Consider the following 18,370-nt stretch of genomic DNA (forward strand, 5'->3'; position numbering starts at 1 on the left):
TGATGCAAAACTAATGGGTTGACCGTAGGTTCGTACTTTTAGCCGACATTCTAAGAACATGCTTGAACGACCTAGACGAAACCGCGCCACCGAAACCATCCGAAGTTTGGTTCGAGAGACGCGCCTCGACCTTTCCAATTTGATTTATCCACTTTTTATGGTGGATGGAAAAGGAATTAAGGATGAGATTGGTTCGCTGCCTGGCATTTATCGTTTTTCGGAAGACAAATTGCTGAAGGAGGTGGAAGAGTCGATGAACCTTGGATTGCGTTCGTTTGTGCTTTTTCCTGCTGTAGAAGATTCGCTTAAGGACAAGGTTGCGAGCTACGGTTATGATGAGAAGAATTTCTACTTGCGCATTATCGCGAAGCTGAAAAAAGAATTTCCAGAAAGCTGCTTGATCAGCGATGTAGCCATGGACCCGTACAGTTCTGACGGACATGATGGATTGGTGGAAGACGGAAGAATATTGAATGATGAAACGCTCGATATTCTTGGACAAATGGCGGTTGCCCAGGCCGAAGCGGGCATTGACATCATCGGTCCGTCTGATATGATGGACGGCCGCGTGCAACACATTCGAGAAGAATTGGACGATGCCGATTTTGAGAACGTGGGCATCATGAGTTATACCGCCAAATATGCGAGTGCTTACTACGGTCCGTTTCGCGATGCGTTGAGTAGCGCGCCAAAATCGGGGGACAAAAAGACATACCAAATGGATCCCGCCAATAAATGGGAAGCGCTTCGCGAAGCAGAACTGGACGCTTCGGAAGGAGCAGATTTTCTAATGGTGAAACCAGCACTTCTGTACTTGGACATCATCCATCTTCTGAAAGAAAAGTTTGAATTACCGATTGCCGCCTACAATGTGAGCGGAGAATATGCCATGCTGAAAGCAGCGGCACAGAACGGTTGGTTGGATTATGATAAGGCGATGCCCGAAATGCTGTTGAGTTTCAAGCGTGCTGGAGCTTCGGCAATCCTTACCTATTTTGCCAAGGAATACGCCCAAATGCTAAAAGATGGGAAGCTTGCTTAAGATTGACATGCATACGCATATCATGCCGCGCGAAATGCCCGATTTCGCACGCAAGTTCGGCTATGGCGATTTCATCATGCTCAACCATGTGGAGCCAGGTAAGGCAAACATGATGCAAGGAAGACGGTTTTTCCGCCAGATAACGGAGAATTGCTGGAACCCCGAAATACGCATTGCCGAGTACGAGCAATTCAATACGCAAGTGCAGGTGGTTTGTACCATTCCGGTGCTGTTTTCGTATTGGGCAAAGCCCGAAGATGGTGCGGAGGTTGCCCGTTTTCTGAATGATGATATTGCGAGATCCATCGAGCCATTCAAAAAGAATTACATCGGATTGGGAACGCTGCCGATGCAAGACACTGATCTGGCGATTAAAGAATTGCAGCGATGTAAAGAACTCGGTTTTCCTGGCGTTCAGATCGGCTCAAACATCAACGATAAGAATCTGGATGAACCTGAGTTCTATCCAATATTCGAAGCTTGCCAAGACCTTGGAATGGCTGTTTTTGTCCACCCTTGGAACATGATGGGAATGGACCAGATGCGTAAGTATTGGCTTCCGTGGTTGGTTGGAATGCCAGCCGAAACCTCGCGAGCTATTTGCTCCATGGTTTTTGCTGGAATTTTTGAAAAACTACCAAATCTGAGGGTTTGTTTCGCGCATGCAGGCGGATCTTTCATTCCAACAATTGGCAGAATTGAACACGGCTTCAATTGCCGACCGGATTTAGTGGCTATTGATAATGACGTGAGCCCTAGGGAATATCTCGGCAAATTCTGGGTCGATTGCATTACGCACGATGCAGATGCTCTCAAGTTTATTATCGACAAAGTCGGTTCTGAAAAAGTTTGTTTGGGAAGTGATTATCCGTTTCCGTTAGGTGACCTTGAAATCGGTAAATTCATTGAAGAAATGAACTTGCCTCAACAAGACATCGACAATATTTTCTGCCATAGTAGTTTGGATTGGTTGGGGCTTAACGAAAACGAATTCAATTGAGTAGCGAGATAGAAATTTCAGTTGTAAGCCCCGTTTATCGTGCTCAGGCACTTCTGCCAGAATTAGCGTCTAGACTGGACCAAGTGTTAGGTGCAATGGGTGTTGCGTATGAGATTGTGCTTGTAGATGACCGCAGCCCTGATGATTCTTGGGTTGTTTTGAAAGAATTGGCAGAAAAGAGACCATCCATTAAGGCACATAGGTTGAGTAGAAATTTTGGTCAGCATTATGCAATTACCGCAGGCCTTGGGTTAGCAAAAGGCAAATGGATAGTGGTAATGGATTGCGACCTACAGGACAGACCTGAGGAAATCCCAGCTTTATATGCCAAGGCTCTAGAAGGTCCAGATGCGGTTGTTGCTAGAAGAGTGCAGCGACAGGATAAGTGGTCAAAGCGTATGTCTTCCAAGTTGTATTATTCTACGTTCAGTTACCTTACTGACACTGTTCAAGACCCAGCAGTGGCCAACTTTGGAATTTACGACAGGAAAGTGGTGGACGCGATTCTTACCATGAAAGATGCAATTCGTTATTTCCCAACGATGCTGCAGTGGGTAGGTTTCGACCGGGTTTATTTGGATGTGACACATGACGCTAGAGCAGAAGGAGAATCATCATATAATTGGACAAGCCTGTTTGCTCTTGCGTTCAACAACATCTTAGCCTTTTCTGACAAACCGCTCAGGCTGACAGTGCGATTGGGTTTTTACATTTCGGCTATTTCAATGAGTATCGGAGTCTTTTATTTGGTGCAGTATATTTTGGGAGAAATAGACGTCCTCGGTTTCGCCAGCTTGATTATCTCCATCTCATTCTTTTCGGGAATGATTATTATGATTCTTGGGATTATCGGACTCTATCTCGGAAAAGTGTTCGAAAAAGTGAAAGATCGGCCCAATTATATCATTAGCGAAACCACCGAAAGAAGCTCATAATGAAGCTAACCAAGTTGGAATGGGATTCTGGTTTTTTCGGATACCCGGTTGGCAGTTTAATCCTCGAAAAAGAACCATTCGATGAACATCAATTCATCCAAATGACACAGGAATTCAGACTCGTGTATGTGAATAGTTCGGATCCGATTGAATCAAGTTGGCTTTGCTACGGAGACTCAAAAATTCTTTTTGCCAAAGAACCGACAGACAGACTTGCCGAAGTTGATGTTGTGGAAGCACCCATATTAAGCTTGTTGCAGATGAAGGATATCGGGCAGCAAAGTGGGCTTTATTCACGTTTCAGATTAGATCCTCATTTTAAGAATAATGAATTCGAACGACTTTATGAGGTTTGGGTGGAGCGGAGCATGAAGAAGGAAATTGCATATTCCACATTGACCATATTAGAGGAAGACCAACCCACTGGAATCGTTACGCTATCAGAAGATAAAGAGGGCAATTCAAGCATCGGACTTTTTGCTGTTTCAGAAGGCTTTAGAGGCAAGGGAATTGGAGGAAAGTTGCTTCGTGCAGCAGACCGAATGAGCTTTTCGAAAGGAAATTCGAGTTTAAGAGTCGCAACTCAAGGGAAAAACCAAGCGGCACGTGCGGTTTACGAACACTTTGGTTTCAGAAAGCACAGTCAATCGTACATTTATAATTACTGGAATGAAGGATTTACCATTCAATAAGCCTCACTTAACAGGTAAGGAGGTCGAGTATCTGAACGATGCTGTTGCCACGGGAAAAATTTCTGGCAATGGCATTTTTACTAAAAAGTGTCAAGCCATTTTGGAAGAGATAACGGCTACGCCCAAGGCACTGTTGACCACGTCTTGTACCGATGCATTGGAAATGTGTGCCATTCTTATGGACATTCAACCAGGAGATGAGGTCATCATGCCTTCGTTCACATTCGTATCCACGGCAAATGCCTTCATACTAAGAGGAGCAAAGGTTGTTTTTGTGGATAGTAGGCCCGATCATCCTGGCATGGACGAGAACTTGGTGGAAGAGCTGATTACCGAACGTACCAAGGCCATTGTTGCTGTACATTATGCTGGCGTGGCCTGCAATATGGAAATGCTTAGTGCCATTGCAAAAACACACAACATCTATTTGATTGAAGATGCAGCCCAGGCCATTGACGCAAAGTTCAAATGGTCTGATGGAAAGGAATCGTTCCTTGGTTCAATTGGGGAGCTGAGCGCTTTATCATTTCACGAAACCAAAAATATTCAGTGTGGTGAAGGTGGAGCCCTGCTGATAAACCAACGGGAATTCGAAAAACGGGCGGAGATCATTTGGGAGAAAGGCACTAATCGCACCGCTTTTTGGAGAGGTGAAGTGGACAAATATGGCTGGGTGGATATCGGGTCATCATTCCTTCCATCAGAATTGAGTTCGGCATTTCTATTTGCACAGTTGGAAGACCTGAAATCGATTCAAGAACGAAGGCTGGAAATATGGAATCGATATTACGATGGGCTGAAATCTATAATTGATGACAAACAGGCACGACTTCCAAGTATCCCGAACTACGCAACAAATAATGCGCATATGTTCTATACGGTCTGTGCTTCGGAGGATGAAAGAACAGAGCTGATCTCACATTTAAAATCCGAAGACATTCATTCGGTATTCCATTATCAATCACTTTATGCTTCGCCATATTTCAAAGGCAAGCATGATGGAAGGCATTTGCCATGGTCCGATTTGTATAGCTCATGTTTAGTCAGACTGCCTCTTCATTTGCATTTGACCAACGAGGATGTTGATCGGATTGTTGCTTCAGTAGTTGAGTTTTACAGCTAAATGAAGGTTCCGTTCATCGACCTTCGGTTCGTTAACGATTCATTGAGGCCCGAGATGGAGAACGCGATAAACAGCGTTTTCAAAACGAGTGCATTTATATTGGGGGAAAATGTAGACTCGTTTGAAAAGGAATACGCTACGTTCAATCACACGCGAGACGCCATAGGTGTCAGCAGTGGTTTAGATGCGTTGATGCTTTCACTTCGAGCACTCAATATTGGACCCACAGATGAAGTCATTGTTCCCTCAAACACCTACATAGCAACCGCATTAGCCGTGAGTAATGTAGGTGCAAGACCTGTCTTTGTTGAGCCGAAAATGGACACGTTCAATATTGATCAAGGCCGAATTTCAGCTGCAATTAATTCACGGACGAAGGCAATCATTCCTGTTCATCTTTACGGACAAGCGTGTGAAATGAGCGCAATAATGGCGATAGCAAATAGCCATGATTTGTTTGTGATTGAAGACAACGCCCAAGCGCATGGAGCCGCTTTTGAAGAAAGGCTAACCGGAAGTTGGGGTCACATTAACGCAACAAGTTTTTATCCGACAAAAAATTTAGGAGCATTGGGAGACGCTGGCGCAATAACTACCAATGACCAAATGCTTGCCGATTCGGTTCGGTCTCTAAGGAATTATGGAAGCCGAGTAAAAAACATTCACGACCACCTTGGGTTTAACAATCGATTGGATGAAATTCAAGCTGCAATTCTCCGGATCAAACTCAAACGTTTAGAAGCTTGGACCAAACAACGTCAGGATGCAGCAGCATATTACCATACGCAGCTTTCGGGAATAGGAGACGTCATTCTGCCTTTTGTTCATCCAGAGTCAACGCACGTTTATCATCTTTTTGTCATAAGAACGAACAGTCGGGACGATATCAAGCAATCTCTCTTAGAGCGCGGAATTGAAACGGCCATTCACTACCCAACACCACCACATATGCAGCCGGCCTATTCTCATTTAGAACTCAGGAAAGGGGCATTCATGTTGGCTGAAGAACTAGCCACAACAAGTTTGAGCCTGCCTCTTTATCCTGGAATTACAGAAGCACAGCAAGAAGTGGTTGTAAACGGGATAAAAGCGTTTTTTGATGCCTAAGATTTCGGTAGTAATTCCGTGCTATTTCAACGAGGACAACATTCCGGTCACTACGGCTGCTCTTATTGCAAACGAAAGCACGCTTCCTTCGGATACGACATTGGAATATGTTTTTGTTGATGATGGTTCCGGTGATGAAACATTGGATAGGTTGCTCAACTTCAAGCGAAGCCATCCCAAGAAAGTAACGGTGGTAAAACTTGCTTCGAACGTGGGCTCGTACAATGCGATTTACGCTGGTTTGAAGCACGCAACTGGAGACTGTGTTGTTGTGATGGCGGCTGACCTGCAAGACCCACCAGAACTGATTATAGAGATGTATCAATTTTGGCGTGATGGATCAAAACTGGTCCTAGCAACCGGAACAAAGCAACGGAATGCTTTCGCAAATATTTTTTATTGGTTCATGAGGTCATTCGCCTTACCAACATTGCCGGCAGGCGGATTCGATTTTTGTCTTTTCGACAAAAAGGCAAAAGACCGGTTACTGACGCAGATGCAAGCAGATATCAATTCGCTTTACTTGCTGCTCACTATGAATTTGCCCCACGAAATCGTTATGTATCAAAAACGACAAAGAGTGATTGGCACTTCGAAATGGACAACGAAAAAGAAATTTAGACTTGCGTGGAAAACACTCGGATTTTTTATGGCCGAGCGAAGTGTGATTCTCGCGTATTTTTGGAGAAGTACAAAACCCGAAAACCCAGAACCGTTTATTATCGATGAAGTTTTCTGATCGTTTCCTCACAACTTACAAATGAGTGAATTTAAATTAAAAGAGGGCGTCTTCTTGGCTGTGTTTACCTTGCTTTTTGGGACAACATTTTTGTTGTATCATCTAGGATTGGACCAATACTATTGTTTGAGCGCAGATGACTTCGCTGGTATTGACAACTCCATTCACGGAATTCCTGGATTGAGCCATGCATGGCATTTCTATTGGAATTGGGAGGGACCATTCCTTTCTCATTTCATAAATGGATTAATTCTATGGACTGTTTCTTTTGGTGCGGCGCCAATGATTGTTTTTATGTTGGTTAAGTTGGCATTATTAGGGTCTACCGCTCTGCTGATTCGTTCTGTGTTTATTCGATTTCAATGTTCGTTGTCGTGGTCAAAGAGTTGGCTTGTTGCAATAACGTTCAATATCATCCTATATCTCATTTCACCGAATAAATCTGAAATCTGGCATTGGTTAACGGGCACGCTTTATCTGGTGCCGCTCATTTGTTTGCAACTTGGTGCGGCTGCAATTATGAGAGATAAGTTACTGTTGTCAGTTGTTCCGTTTGCGGTGGTAATGCAGAGTAAGGTCACCTATGCTGTCTTGGTTTTTGGGTTTCTTGTGCTGTTAACTGCACTAACCTGGATTCTGAATTCTGATAATCGGAAACGGGCGCTTTTCTGCCTTACTGCCTTGTTTCTTTTTTTGGCTGCCTACATTGTCGCACCTGGCAATTATGTTAGGCTGACAGATCACGGTAAATCAAATGAGGAACTCTTATGGCAATTCATTATCGGCCTGTATAATCTTTTCATTTCTTTCAACCTGGCTAAACTAGACAGGGTGATTCTCGGTCTTTTGATCGGGATTCCAATACTTGGAACGAAAACGAAATTGCTCAGACCAAGTAAATTTTGGTATTGGCTCGTTCCTGTGTTTCTTTATTTGGGTTTTTCTGTAATGCATGAGGTGCTTTTTGTATCCATTACCGGCTGCAGAGAATGGACTCGTGTTCTATCATTACACTCATATCTTTTTCTGGTCATGGTCTTCGTTTATGGCGTTTGGCTATTTGGTCTAATTCCTGAAAAGTGGCAGTTAAAAATTTGGCCAGCCTCAGTTATAGGAGTCGTGGGGATGTGTTTGCACCTTTTTAATGGACATCATGTACAACTTCAAATGGGCGAAGAGCTTAAATCGAATTATGACTCTCGTATGGCAACGATAATGAAACATGAAGAAATTGGCGATACTCTTTATGTAGAACCAATGAACTACGAGGGCGTACTTTACTTTCAAGATTTTTCCGAAGACCCAGGAAATTGGATCAACAAGGATTTTACGAAAGCCCATGAGATAGATTTCGAAATTGCCCTGAAGGCGGGGGTGTGTCAACTTGAATAGTCTCTAATTGAATTCAATAATCTAGCGAAAGAGCGTCTCAGCTAAGGTTAATGCCATGCGGTTATTGTAAATTTGAAGGATGAATCATTTGCGCAATAGACTTAACTGAAAAGATATCACGGTATGATTTCAATTCCGCAAATTATTCAAATTTATTTTTCTGGGATTACGGTTTTGTTGGTTTTGGCATTGTTTAGCTTACTGCTTTGCCGCCATGTGGGAGAACAACAAAGGAAAGTGCTGCCAATATTTGCCTTTGTGACCCTTGGGTTTTTAACGGCTGTATGGTTTACTCGAGGAAATACTTCTTTATGGCCAGCATTCATATTGGTAATTGTTGGGCTTTGGCATGGCGAAAAGCACATAAATAGTAGTGTGTTGGGAAAAACACTTGTTGAGGTTGCATATCTGTTTTTCTTATTCACAGGCTTTTTTATTTTGATGTTCATTCTGTCATCAAATAGAGATGGAGACTTAATTATATCGAATTACGACACACCCTTCTATGTGCGGTTGGTGGAACACCTAATGTTGACTGGAAACGAATCTTTTTATTTAGAGCGTTTGTATCCGGAAGAGAACGGTGTACTGCTGTATCATTATTTAGAACATTGGTTGGCTGCTTTTATAAAAATCATTACTCCGAATATTCCAACCATCTATTCTTTTGACCTGGTTCTTAACCCTTTGCTGTTCAGTCTTGCTACGCTGGGTTTTTTCCATCTAGTTGGCGCTGTGACGAAAAGAACAGACGGATTTGTCTACATGTTGGCCCCTATCATAGTTTTCGGAATTGCAACTCCAGAAATCGTTGATGCGCTGCCAAGCGGTATTCCTTGCAACCTTAATAGGTCATGGTCTCCTTTTGAGCAACCAAAAGCTGCGGTCGCCTATATTTTTCTTTCTCCTCTTCTGCTGGCGGTGCACATACGCCATCTTAAACAGCTATGGATTATGTCTATGCTATTGGGTGTTTGTTTTATTCCTACCATTCCAACAGTTACGCTTAGTGCAATGCTTATTACTGTTTTATGGGTATTGTTGCTGGAGGTAAATTGGCAAAAAGCATTGATAAGCGCAGCCACGAGCGTTTTAATTGCCTCCTTAGGGCTGGGAATTTGGCTTGTGTTTAACTATAAAGCAAAGTCCTTTGGTGGTCAAATAACCGCGGATGAAATTCTTGCGTTTTATCATCATTATGCGGTTGGTATAATTGGGGTTTCCGTTATTTCGTCTGTTGTGATTTTTCTACCCGCACTTATTTTATTGACCGCCATAAGGAGGTTGAATTTGGAAATTGTCGTTTTTGTTTTGTCGCTTTACGGTTTCGGCCTAATTTGCTATGCTTCACTGGGCTTTGAATTTGAATCATTTCAACTTTTTCAGACCATTTCTCTACCGGCTTTAACCAGCCTATTGCTTCTTTTGGCCGCTGTCATTTTGATTAAAAGCAATCACATTTTGTTAAGGGCCGTGGTTTTCGTCTTTTTAGTTCTGGTGGCGAACACACGAATAGTTAATTATGGGTTTATTATTGCCAAAGGACAGGAAATAATCGACCTTAAATCTTTTGTAACACAAGAGGATGTTCAGACAGCGTTTATTAGAAACCCTAAAGAGTATGAAGGCGCTGTGCAGGGAAAACAACCGTATTTGCATTTTCCTATAGAACAGTTGCACTCGACTTCATCAAGTTATCATTCGTTTAGTCTCAATGAATTGTCGTGGCAAGTTGTTTCCCCACTTTACCAAGAAGAATATCGATTTAAGGAATTTTCTAGTTTTTGCAGGTTTGTCAACCATGAAGGGGTTCAAGATTCTTCCCTAGAATCTCAGCAAAGGACTTTTTTAGTTAAGAATAATATTCATTATCTGGAGGCTTCAGCAATGTCGGACATTAGCGCGTTGAACCTTACAATTGTTGATAGCTTGGTGTTCCAAAATGGTTCTAGGCTCTACAGGTTAGATTACGATTCCCGTCAGTATAAGTAAGGGTCTAGCAATAATTATTAGGGCGTTAGGCCAGCAATTTTCTTATTAATTGATAGGAGTTGCACCCTCGATAAGTGACCATCAGTTTTTAGCAAATAGAACTTGTTGGTTTCCAGGTTGGACAGGCTGGTCAAAAACGGTAGCGCATCTAAATTTTAAGTTGAATTCGGAACAAGCTCGGATATCACCAATTATCATAGATTTGTTGTATGTCTCAGTCCATAGAGTTATCAGTCGTCATCCTCTGTTATCGTTCAGAAGCAACGGTTGTAGATTTCGTTAAAAAAGCAGAGGAATTAATAAAAACGCTTACCGATAGTTATGAGTTAGTGCTTGTTGCCAACTATATCGAGGGTTCTGATGACCGGACACGCGATTATGTAGTTAAAATAGAACAAGAGAATACACATTGCAAAGTAATATGCAAGCCCAAGCAAGGGATGATGGGCTGGGACATGCGCTCGGGTCTGGACGCGGCTAGCGGGGACTACATTTGTGTCATTGATGGTGACGGACAATTCCCAATAGAAAGCATCTCTGCATGTTTCGAGCAGGTTAGAACAGGAAAGTTTGATCTTGTGAAAACGTACAGGGTCAAGAGGGGAGATGGGGTTTATCGAAGGTTCATCAGTAAAGGCTACAACGCTTTGTTTTCCTTGCTTTTTCCGGGAATAGCTTCTCATGATGCAAATTCAAAGCCAAAGATTCTGAAACGAGAAGCATATCAGAAGATGAAGCTCCGTTCTGATGATTGGTTTATTGACGCTGAAATTATGTTAAATGTTCGTGATCTTGGGATGACATATCATGAAATTCCGGTTGAGTTTTATGAATTGGAAGGAAGAGCCTCATTCGTTAAGCTTCCCGCTATCGTTGAATTCGTTAAGAACCTACTTCAATACCGGTTTGGCCGATAGCCGAATGGCAGAGCGAAAAAAGGTATTTATTACAGGGGCCTCTTCTGCACTTCTTAAAGAGGTGGTTTCGTTGGTCAATCTATCAGAGTATGAGATAGTTGGCCTGACCAGAACGCATTTTGCACTCGTTACTGGCAACATAAGATGGGTAGTGGGAGACCTTTTGAACCCATTAAGCTATAGGGAAGAGCTTCTAACCGCTCATATTGTTATTCATGCTGCAGCGCTGACCCATACAAGTGAGGCGTTTGAATATTTTCGGATAAACGTTGATGGTACTCTGGCAATACTTAATCACATTCCTAGTTCAAATCAACCTCTTTTTGTTCTGATTAGCTCTAGGGTTGCGGGAGAAAACAGTGGTGCTTATGGTGAAAGCAAGCTACTCGCGGAAGAGTTAGTACAGCAGATGTCAAAAAAATGGCTCATTATACGACCGGCAGAGGTTTATGGTGGTGCTAAGAACGAAGGAATTGACAGCGTGATCAGCTCCTGCTTAAAGGGGGGCATTAAACCATGTCCAATTGGGCTGAAGAGTAAAATGTACCCGATTCACCAAATAGATGCTGCCAAAGCCATTCATAACAGCATATTTGTGGAGCCATGTGTAATGGATACTATGTATGTAAATGGCCCACAGGGCTATTCTTATTTACAGCTTTTGAAATTCATTGAAGGAATCTCTAGCAATAGAATCATTCCTTTCGTTGCACCAAAATTCGTACTGAAGCTTGCAGCATTTTTTGGGGCTTCACTCGGTCTAAAAATAGGTTTTGTTCCCGACCAAATTGCTCGGCTTTACTCAGAAAAAAATCACGGACCAGCACCCGAAATATCTGTAACATTAGAGGCCTATATTACTGAAATCATCAAACGAAATGATACCATCACGTAAAGTAATTCTCTCGGCGATAACGCTCATTATGCTTGCGTCATGTGGAGCTAGTAAGAGCAACAAACAAGGATTGAGCATGAAACCACCCATCGCGGCCATTGAGCCGTACGAAATGACCATTCATGATCACACACGAACAGACAACTATTTCTGGCTGAACGACCGCGAAAATCCGGAGGTCATTAAGTATCTGGAAGAAGAGAATGCGTATACCGAAAACGCGCTAGCCGATACCAAACAGTTACAAGAAGACCTTTACAAGGAAATGCGTGCTCGGATTAAGGAAGATGACGAAAGCGTTCCTTACAAAGACAATGGCTATTTCTATTACACGCGCTTCGAAGAAGGGAAGGAATACCGACTGCATTGCAGAAGAAAAGACTCGATAGAATCGCCAGAAGAGGTTTTCATTGACGAGAATGAATTGGCGGAAGGCCACGACTATTTTTCGCTTGGCGGAATTGAAATCAGCGATGATAATAAGATTGCGGCTTTCGGAATTGACACCGTAAGCCGCAGACTTTACACCATCCATTTCAAGAACCTCGAAACAGGCGAAATGTATTACGAGACCATCCCCAACTGTTCGGGTGGAGGCGCTTGGGCCAAGGACAATAAGACCTTTTTCTACATCGCTAAAGACACTGAAACACTACGTACCAATCGTATCCTGCGGCACGAATTAGGTTCTGACGTTCACACGGATGTGGAGGTTTTCAAGGAAAATGACGAGACGTTCACCTGTTATGCTTGGAGAACCAAGAGCAAGGACTACGTGATGATCGGGTCGTTCCAAACGGTTTCGTCTGAATTTCAAATGCTTGATGCGGGAAACCCGACAGGTAAGTTCAAGATGATTCAACCTCGCGAAAGAGACCACGAGTACAGCGTTTCGCATTTCGAGGATAAGTTTTACATCGTCACCAACTGGAATGCAAAGAATTTTCGTCTGATGGAGACTTCCGTGGATAAACCAAGTAAGGAAAACTGGAAAGAAGTGATTGCCCATCGACCTGAAACCATGTTGGAGGAAGTGGAGATATTCAAAAACTTCATGGTGGTTGCAGAACGGACAAATGGGCTTCCAGAATTGCGTGTGATTAACCAGAAAACGGGCGATGAACACTATCTCAATTTTGGCGAAGAAGCCTACACCAGCTATTTGGGCACCAATATGGATTTCGATACCGAGGTTCTTCGCTACGGATACTCATCACTCACAACCCCTTGGTCCACGTTGGATTATAACATGAGCACCAAGGAGAAAACCCTTCTCAAAGAGCAAGAAGTTTTAGGTGATTTTGATAGGACCAATTACCAGACCGAGCGCGTTATGGTAAAGGCTGATGACGGAACGCAGGTTCCAATGTCAATCGTGTATCGAAAGGGTCTCAAAATGGATGGCTCAAACCCGACTTTGCTTTATGCTTACGGTTCGTATGGTTCTAGCACAGACCCGTATTTCAGTTCCGTTAGGTTGAGTTTGCTCGACAGAGGCTTTGTCTATGCCATCGCCCATATTCGAGGGGGACAGGAAATGGGCCGCAGCTGGTACGAGGATGGAAAATTGCTAAAGAAGAAGAACACATTTACCGATTTCATCAATTGCGGAGAATACCTGATCGAGAACAAATACACGACAAACAACGATCTGTTTGCCATGGGGGGAAGTGCCGGTGGATTGCTGATGGGAGCTATTGTTAACATGCGCCCCGACCTTTGGAAAGGCGTTGTGGCGGCAGTTCCGTTTGTGGATGTGGTCACTACCATGCTCGATGAATCTATTCCACTGACAACAGGCGAATATGATGAATGGGGAAATCCGAACGAGAAGGAATATTACGATTACATACTTAGCTATTCGCCATACGATAATGTTGAGGCGCACGATTACCCGAATATGCTGGTAACAACCGGTTTGCATGACAGCCAAGTACAGTATTGGGAACCGGCAAAATGGGTGGCAAAACTTCGCGTAAACAAAACAGATTATAACTTGCTACTGTTACATACAAACATGGAAGCTGGTCATGGAGGCGCCAGCGGCCGTTTTGAGGCATTGAAAGAAACCGCGATGGAATATGTGTTCATGTTCAAATTATCAGGGATTAGAAAATGACATGGTCGCGAGTGACTGTCGAACGAAGAATCGGAACAACATTAAACCACACTGAACAATGTTATGAGCGCTATCAGCCCATTTAGCATAGAAATCTACGGTGCGCTGTCGTTCAGCCTTGTTGCCTTCTATTTTCTTGGTTCAATATTGGCAGGTGGGGCTGAGAACCCAATAGAAAGTATTGGTATCAAACTTTCTATTGGGGCATTATTTTTCATCTCAATGGTTGCAACGATTCATGCCGGGCTTGGTACTGGAATGGTATTCTTTTTTTTGTTGTTTATCATTTTTGGGTTCTCTAATAGATTTAGACCAGATTTTTCTGATCTTATTGAGTTAGGATTACCCAAAATGGGATTAATCATCTTGGTATTCTTCGTGTTAACTAGTATTGAGTCTTGGAGATCCAATCTTGTCTCAGGAGAAAATATTTACATTGGTAATTCCGATGTGTCGTATTATGGAGCTAACGGTCACCTTTTATTTGTTCAAGGTGTTGAAACGTTCCCAGAGAATCTATCTCCCAATATCAAGCCGAACATTTATCATTATGGCGATCTATGGTTTTCAGGATTTTACTCATATTATTTTAACGTGTTACCGTACTATGCCTATAATGTGCTTTTCCGTTCATTATGCATCGGGTTTATATTTCTATCGGTTTTTGGGTGGATTCAACAAAACTCAAAACGATTGTTGCCACTTGTCGGGTCGCTGGTTGTTTTCGGGTCAGTATACCTCGAGATTTTCCCGATCAACTGGCCTGATTCGGATATTTTTCAATTGTTCAGTTCTCTTTACCCTATGTACGGACTTGGAAGTCATATGATTGTTGCTTTGGCTGGAATTGCGTTCGCAAAGTTCGGGTTAGAAAAAAACTGGGTGTTAGGAACCATAGGCCTTTTGTTTCTACCGTTCTTGAATGGAGGGCTGTTGATTACCCCAATTTTAATGATGATGTGCTTTTGCGTTCTTGTTTTTACCGTTTGGTTGTTCCGTAAAGAATTTACATACTGTCGCATTAGCGAGTTGATTCTTTTAACGCTAACATCATTTTTACCCCTTATCTATTATAAGCTAGGCGGCCGCATGGATCCCCCGGGGAGTAGTCTGTTTTCTGGAGAATCGGTCTATTTGATGGTCCATACCATGGTTCGTCTGCTGTTGTCGCAATTCATGGTTATTCCATTCTTGTTCGGGGCGTTGTTTTTTTGGAATAAACGAACGGTTGCTCATGACCGGTTTCTTCTTTTGCAGTTTTCTCTGTACGTAGGTGCGTTGACTTCATTCGCCATCATCTTTCCTCAGGTAAGAGGAAACTCGATCCAAATAGTATCGATACACTTTCAGGGTTTTTTAGTTCCACTTGGTATAGTCGGACTAATGGGGTTGGCCACGACTACCAACATCTTCTGGCAAAAGTGGTGCGCGATTTTGTCTTTGAGCCTGATTTTATTTCAGTCTGCGCGCGTTTGGGTCAGTACGGAAGGAATTAGGGCCACATTTGATTGGGAGTCGTACTTACCAGGATACAAGAAAACCCATTTACTTAGTCAGTCCGAATGGAGGACGTTAAGTGAAATTTGGGACAAATCAGAGAATCGAATAGGTTATTTTATAGATTCCAAAACAGAAGGTGACCTGATACGCTATACTCGATTTAACCATTACAAAGGAATCTTCCCAGGAACGATTTTTTTAAGAATGAACACCGTTGCTTCCGATTTTACGATGTCTAAAGAAGAAACAGGGTACTTCAAAAGAACAGGACTTGGTTATTTTTCTGATCGTAGTTCAGGTGACGAAGCATTGACTTCTGAAGAGTTTATGGAATTCCTTGAACCGGATTTTCTGATGGTGGCTAAAAACGGCCAAAGTATCCTACCTGAGGAATTCCAGATGTCTTTTACGAATGAAATTGAGACGGAGTCGTTTATTGTTTACAGGAACTCAAAAAAGCGAGTAAACTAATTTTGACTTAAAAACGATGCTGATGTTGTTATTGAAAGGACCGCTTGCAACTTTTACAATTGCGTTCATTGTTTTAAATTCCCCTACGATAGCCCAGCGTGGCTACTGGCAGCAGCACGCCTCCTACCAAATGGAAATTGACATGGATGCCGCTAAGCACCAGTTTACGGGAAGGCAGAAGCTGGTTTACGAGAACAATTCTCCCGATACGCTCACAAAGGTTTTCTATCATTTGTATTTCAATGCGTTTCAGCCAGGAAGCATGATGGATGTCCGTTCTCGAAACATCCCGGACGCGGATCCACGGGTTGCGGACAGAATCTCTAAATTGACACCAGAAGAGATCGGTTATCACAACATTGACAAGCTGACGCAAGACGGTTCAGTCCTGAAATATCATGTGCAAGGAACGGTTCTGGAGGTTGATTTGGCTAAACCGATTCTGCCTGGGGGCAAGTCAGAATTCGTGATGGATTTCAATTCGCAAGTACCATTACAAGTACGCAGAAGTGGGCGGGACAATTCTCAAGGTGTTGATTATTCCATGACGCAGTGGTATCCGAAAATTGCCGAGTATGATTACGAAGGATGGCATTCTGACCCTTACGTTGGCCGCGAATTCTATGGTGTTTGGGGCGATTTTGATGTAAAGATTTCCATCGATAAAAACTATGCTCTTGGAGGTACGGGTTATCTACAAAACCCGAATGAGATCGGCCACGGTTATCAAGCACCAGGCGTGGAGGTGAAGGAGCCATTGGGCGAAAAACTCACATGGCATTTCGTGGCGCCACAAGTGCACGATTTCGCTTGGGCGGCCGATCCAGATTACGTTCACCATACGACACAAGTACCTGATGGCCCAACGTTGCACTTCCTTTATCTACCAGATACAACTGGTAATTGGCTCCGATTACAAAATGAATTTACGGGAGCTTTTTCGTTGATGATGGAAACGTTCGGAAAGTACCCGTACAAGCAATTCTCCGTCATTCAGGGAGGCGATGGCGGCATGGAGTACCCAATGGCCACGTTGATCACCGCAGGTAGAACATACGGAGGCCTTTTAAGTGTCACGGTTCATGAAGCGTTCCACAACTGGTACTATGGCGCGCTAGCCACCAACGAGAGCAAATATCCTTGGATGGATGAAGGCTTCACATCATACGCGCAGGACTATGTGCTGAACGCAATCGGGAAAAACCCGGTTGAAAATCCGCATGCAAACGATATAAAGCGTTTGGCCGACCTGTACGCAAATGGACTTCAAGAGCCATTGACCACGCATGCTGATCACTTCCAGACAAACTACTGTTACGGAATTTCTTCGTACGTAAAAGGTTCCGTTTTCCTCATGCAATTGGAATACATCGTAGGGAAAGACGCCTTTTGGAAAGGGATGAAACGCTACTTCAACGAGTGGAAATTCAAGCACCCGACTCCCAACGATTTTCTACGTGTTATGGAAAAAACCTCTGGATTGGAACTTAATTGGTTCATGGATCTTTGGGTCGGCACCACGCAGCATATCGATTACAGCATTGAAGAATTAGAGAAGGAGCAACAGGGCCGCACAGAAATTGAGTTGAAACGCCTCGGACAGATTCCAATGCCACTCGACATCAAAATTGTTGACAAGGATGGAAACGCCACGTGGTACTATATTCCAGTTGGGCTGATGCGTGGAGAAAAACCAGCCGAGCAAGCTCAAGCGGGTCGCGTTATTCTTCCCGATTGGGAATGGACAAATCCAAGCTATACTTTTGAGGTGGACCTGAAAAAGCGGAAGATTGAAAGTGTCGTTATCGACCCATCCAACCGCTTGGCAGATCTGAATAATTTGAATGGGGTTTACCCATTTCCGAAGGAGAGAAAATGAATAGAGTGAAGTATTTGATAGTTGCGCTTATTGCTGTGGGATTAACGGCCTGCGAAAGCGATTCTGGCAGTTCTACAGGTTCTGACAGAAAGGAGTCGGGCAGGAGCGAAGTAAGACCTACGGGGCCTCAGTTCAAGAAAGAAGGTGAGTTGTATTTGGTGAAGGCCGCTGGCGACACCATTCGCAAGATTGACATCGAAATTGCAGACATCGAAAGCGAACGCACTATCGGCTTGATGCATCGCTGGAGTATGCCTGATACGCAAGGAATGTTGTTCATTTTCGAGGAAGAAGAACCCCGCTCGTTTTGGATGCACAACACGCTGATGGGCCTCGATATTCTTTATATCCAGCAAGACGGCACCATCGAAAGCATTGCTAAATACTGTGTGCCAAAATCGGATAAATCCATTCCATCCAAAGGACCAGCAACCTACGTGCTCGAACTCATTGATGGCTTCTGTGACATTCACGGAGTTGAGGTAGGGGACAAGATTGATTTCAAACGAACTGATGGCAAATAATTAACCTCGTTATTGCGAGGAACCAAGCAACTTAACGAAGCGA

The 18,370-nt window shown here is 43.4% G+C and carries 15 protein-coding genes; all 15 read left to right on the forward strand.

All coding sequences use genetic code 11. The features are described 5' to 3' along the window. Window positions 1–58 precede the first annotated feature (58 nt). The 15 genes from hemB (at window position 59) to K9J17_02090 (ending at window position 18,327) form a co-directional block, all read left to right on the forward strand. Window positions 59–1,042 carry a porphobilinogen synthase gene (hemB, locus tag K9J17_02020; protein ID MCF8275483.1) on the forward strand — a complete coding sequence of 328 codons (984 nt, stop codon included), beginning with the start codon at window positions 59–61 and terminating at the stop codon, window positions 1,040–1,042. Next, window positions 1,035–2,042, forward strand: coding sequence for an amidohydrolase (locus K9J17_02025; GenBank protein ID MCF8275484.1), 1,008 nt, complete (start codon window positions 1,035–1,037; stop codon window positions 2,040–2,042). The genes hemB and K9J17_02025 overlap by 8 nt, the downstream gene beginning before the upstream one ends. 8 nt (window positions 2,043–2,050) lie before the next feature. Further along, window positions 2,051–2,977 (forward strand): glycosyltransferase family 2 protein, encoded by a 927-nt coding sequence (locus tag K9J17_02030; GenBank protein MCF8275485.1) that lies wholly within the window; start codon window positions 2,051–2,053, stop codon window positions 2,975–2,977. Further along, window positions 2,977–3,669 (forward strand): GNAT family N-acetyltransferase, encoded by a 693-nt coding sequence (locus K9J17_02035; protein ID MCF8275486.1) that lies wholly within the window; start codon window positions 2,977–2,979, stop codon window positions 3,667–3,669. Before K9J17_02030 ends, K9J17_02035 begins: the two co-directional genes overlap by 1 nt. After that, the gene (rffA, locus tag K9J17_02040) at window positions 3,647–4,792 is read left to right on the forward strand and encodes a dTDP-4-amino-4,6-dideoxygalactose transaminase (protein MCF8275487.1); all 1,146 of its coding nucleotides are present in this window, start codon (window positions 3,647–3,649) and stop codon (window positions 4,790–4,792) included. The genes K9J17_02035 and rffA overlap by 23 nt, the downstream gene beginning before the upstream one ends. Then, window positions 4,793–5,899, forward strand: coding sequence for a DegT/DnrJ/EryC1/StrS family aminotransferase (locus K9J17_02045; GenBank protein MCF8275488.1), 1,107 nt, complete (start codon window positions 4,793–4,795; stop codon window positions 5,897–5,899). After that, complete coding sequence (locus tag K9J17_02050) at window positions 5,892–6,638, forward strand: glycosyltransferase family 2 protein (protein MCF8275489.1); 747 nt, start codon at window positions 5,892–5,894, stop codon at window positions 6,636–6,638. Before K9J17_02045 ends, K9J17_02050 begins: the two co-directional genes overlap by 8 nt. Before the next feature lie 21 nt (window positions 6,639–6,659). After that, window positions 6,660–8,030: a hypothetical protein gene (locus tag K9J17_02055; protein MCF8275490.1), complete on the forward strand. Its 1,371-nt coding sequence runs from the start codon at window positions 6,660–6,662 to the stop codon at window positions 8,028–8,030. A 123-nt stretch (window positions 8,031–8,153) separates the two neighbouring features. Next, window positions 8,154–10,022 (forward strand): hypothetical protein, encoded by a 1,869-nt coding sequence (locus tag K9J17_02060; protein ID MCF8275491.1) that lies wholly within the window; start codon window positions 8,154–8,156, stop codon window positions 10,020–10,022. 209 nt (window positions 10,023–10,231) lie between these two features. Next, a complete protein-coding gene (locus K9J17_02065; protein ID MCF8275492.1) occupies window positions 10,232–10,939 on the forward strand; it encodes a glycosyltransferase family 2 protein in 708 nt (235 codons plus the stop codon). Window positions 10,940–10,943: 4 nt separating this feature from the next. After that, window positions 10,944–11,834, forward strand: coding sequence for a sugar nucleotide-binding protein (locus K9J17_02070; GenBank protein MCF8275493.1), 891 nt, complete (start codon window positions 10,944–10,946; stop codon window positions 11,832–11,834). Continuing rightward, window positions 11,818–13,953, forward strand: a complete 2,136-nt coding sequence (locus tag K9J17_02075; GenBank protein MCF8275494.1) for a S9 family peptidase — start codon at window positions 11,818–11,820, stop codon at window positions 13,951–13,953. The genes K9J17_02070 and K9J17_02075 overlap by 17 nt, the downstream gene beginning before the upstream one ends. A 63-nt stretch (window positions 13,954–14,016) precedes the next feature. Beyond that, complete coding sequence (locus K9J17_02080; GenBank protein ID MCF8275495.1) at window positions 14,017–15,924, forward strand: hypothetical protein; 1,908 nt, start codon at window positions 14,017–14,019, stop codon at window positions 15,922–15,924. Window positions 15,925–15,940: 16 nt separating this feature from the next. Beyond that, window positions 15,941–17,803 carry a M1 family metallopeptidase gene (locus tag K9J17_02085; protein MCF8275496.1) on the forward strand — a complete coding sequence of 621 codons (1,863 nt, stop codon included), beginning with the start codon at window positions 15,941–15,943 and terminating at the stop codon, window positions 17,801–17,803. Beyond that, window positions 17,800–18,327, forward strand: a complete 528-nt coding sequence (locus tag K9J17_02090) for a DUF192 domain-containing protein (GenBank protein MCF8275497.1) — start codon at window positions 17,800–17,802, stop codon at window positions 18,325–18,327. The genes K9J17_02085 and K9J17_02090 overlap by 4 nt, the downstream gene beginning before the upstream one ends. Window positions 18,328–18,370: the final 43 nt, after the last annotated feature.

It is taken from the genome of Flavobacteriales bacterium (assembly GCA_021739695.1).
Lineage (GTDB): Bacteria > Bacteroidota > Bacteroidia > UBA10329 > UBA10329 > UBA10329.

Bases quoted from the DNA above. Each gene is read 5' to 3' on its own strand.
- K9J17_02080 (MCF8275495.1), top strand. From the start codon at position 14,017: ATGAGCGCTATCAGCCCATTTAGCATAGAAATCTACGGTGCGCTGTCG.
- rffA (MCF8275487.1), top strand. From the start codon at position 3,647: ATGAAGGATTTACCATTCAATAAGCCTCACTTAACAGGTAAGGAGGTC.
- K9J17_02065 (MCF8275492.1), top strand. From the start codon at position 10,232: ATGTCTCAGTCCATAGAGTTATCAGTCGTCATCCTCTGTTATCGTTCA.
- K9J17_02075 (MCF8275494.1), top strand. From the start codon at position 11,818: ATGATACCATCACGTAAAGTAATTCTCTCGGCGATAACGCTCATTATG.
- hemB (MCF8275483.1), top strand. From the start codon at position 59: ATGCTTGAACGACCTAGACGAAACCGCGCCACCGAAACCATCCGAAGT.
- K9J17_02085 (MCF8275496.1), top strand. From the start codon at position 15,941: ATGCTGATGTTGTTATTGAAAGGACCGCTTGCAACTTTTACAATTGCG.
- K9J17_02035 (MCF8275486.1), top strand. From the start codon at position 2,977: ATGAAGCTAACCAAGTTGGAATGGGATTCTGGTTTTTTCGGATACCCG.
- K9J17_02050 (MCF8275489.1), top strand. From the start codon at position 5,892: ATGCCTAAGATTTCGGTAGTAATTCCGTGCTATTTCAACGAGGACAAC.
- K9J17_02055 (MCF8275490.1), top strand. From the start codon at position 6,660: ATGAGTGAATTTAAATTAAAAGAGGGCGTCTTCTTGGCTGTGTTTACC.
- K9J17_02045 (MCF8275488.1), top strand. From the start codon at position 4,793: ATGAAGGTTCCGTTCATCGACCTTCGGTTCGTTAACGATTCATTGAGG.
- K9J17_02060 (MCF8275491.1), top strand. From the start codon at position 8,154: ATGATTTCAATTCCGCAAATTATTCAAATTTATTTTTCTGGGATTACG.
- K9J17_02090 (MCF8275497.1), top strand. From the start codon at position 17,800: ATGAATAGAGTGAAGTATTTGATAGTTGCGCTTATTGCTGTGGGATTA.
- K9J17_02070 (MCF8275493.1), top strand. From the start codon at position 10,944: ATGGCAGAGCGAAAAAAGGTATTTATTACAGGGGCCTCTTCTGCACTT.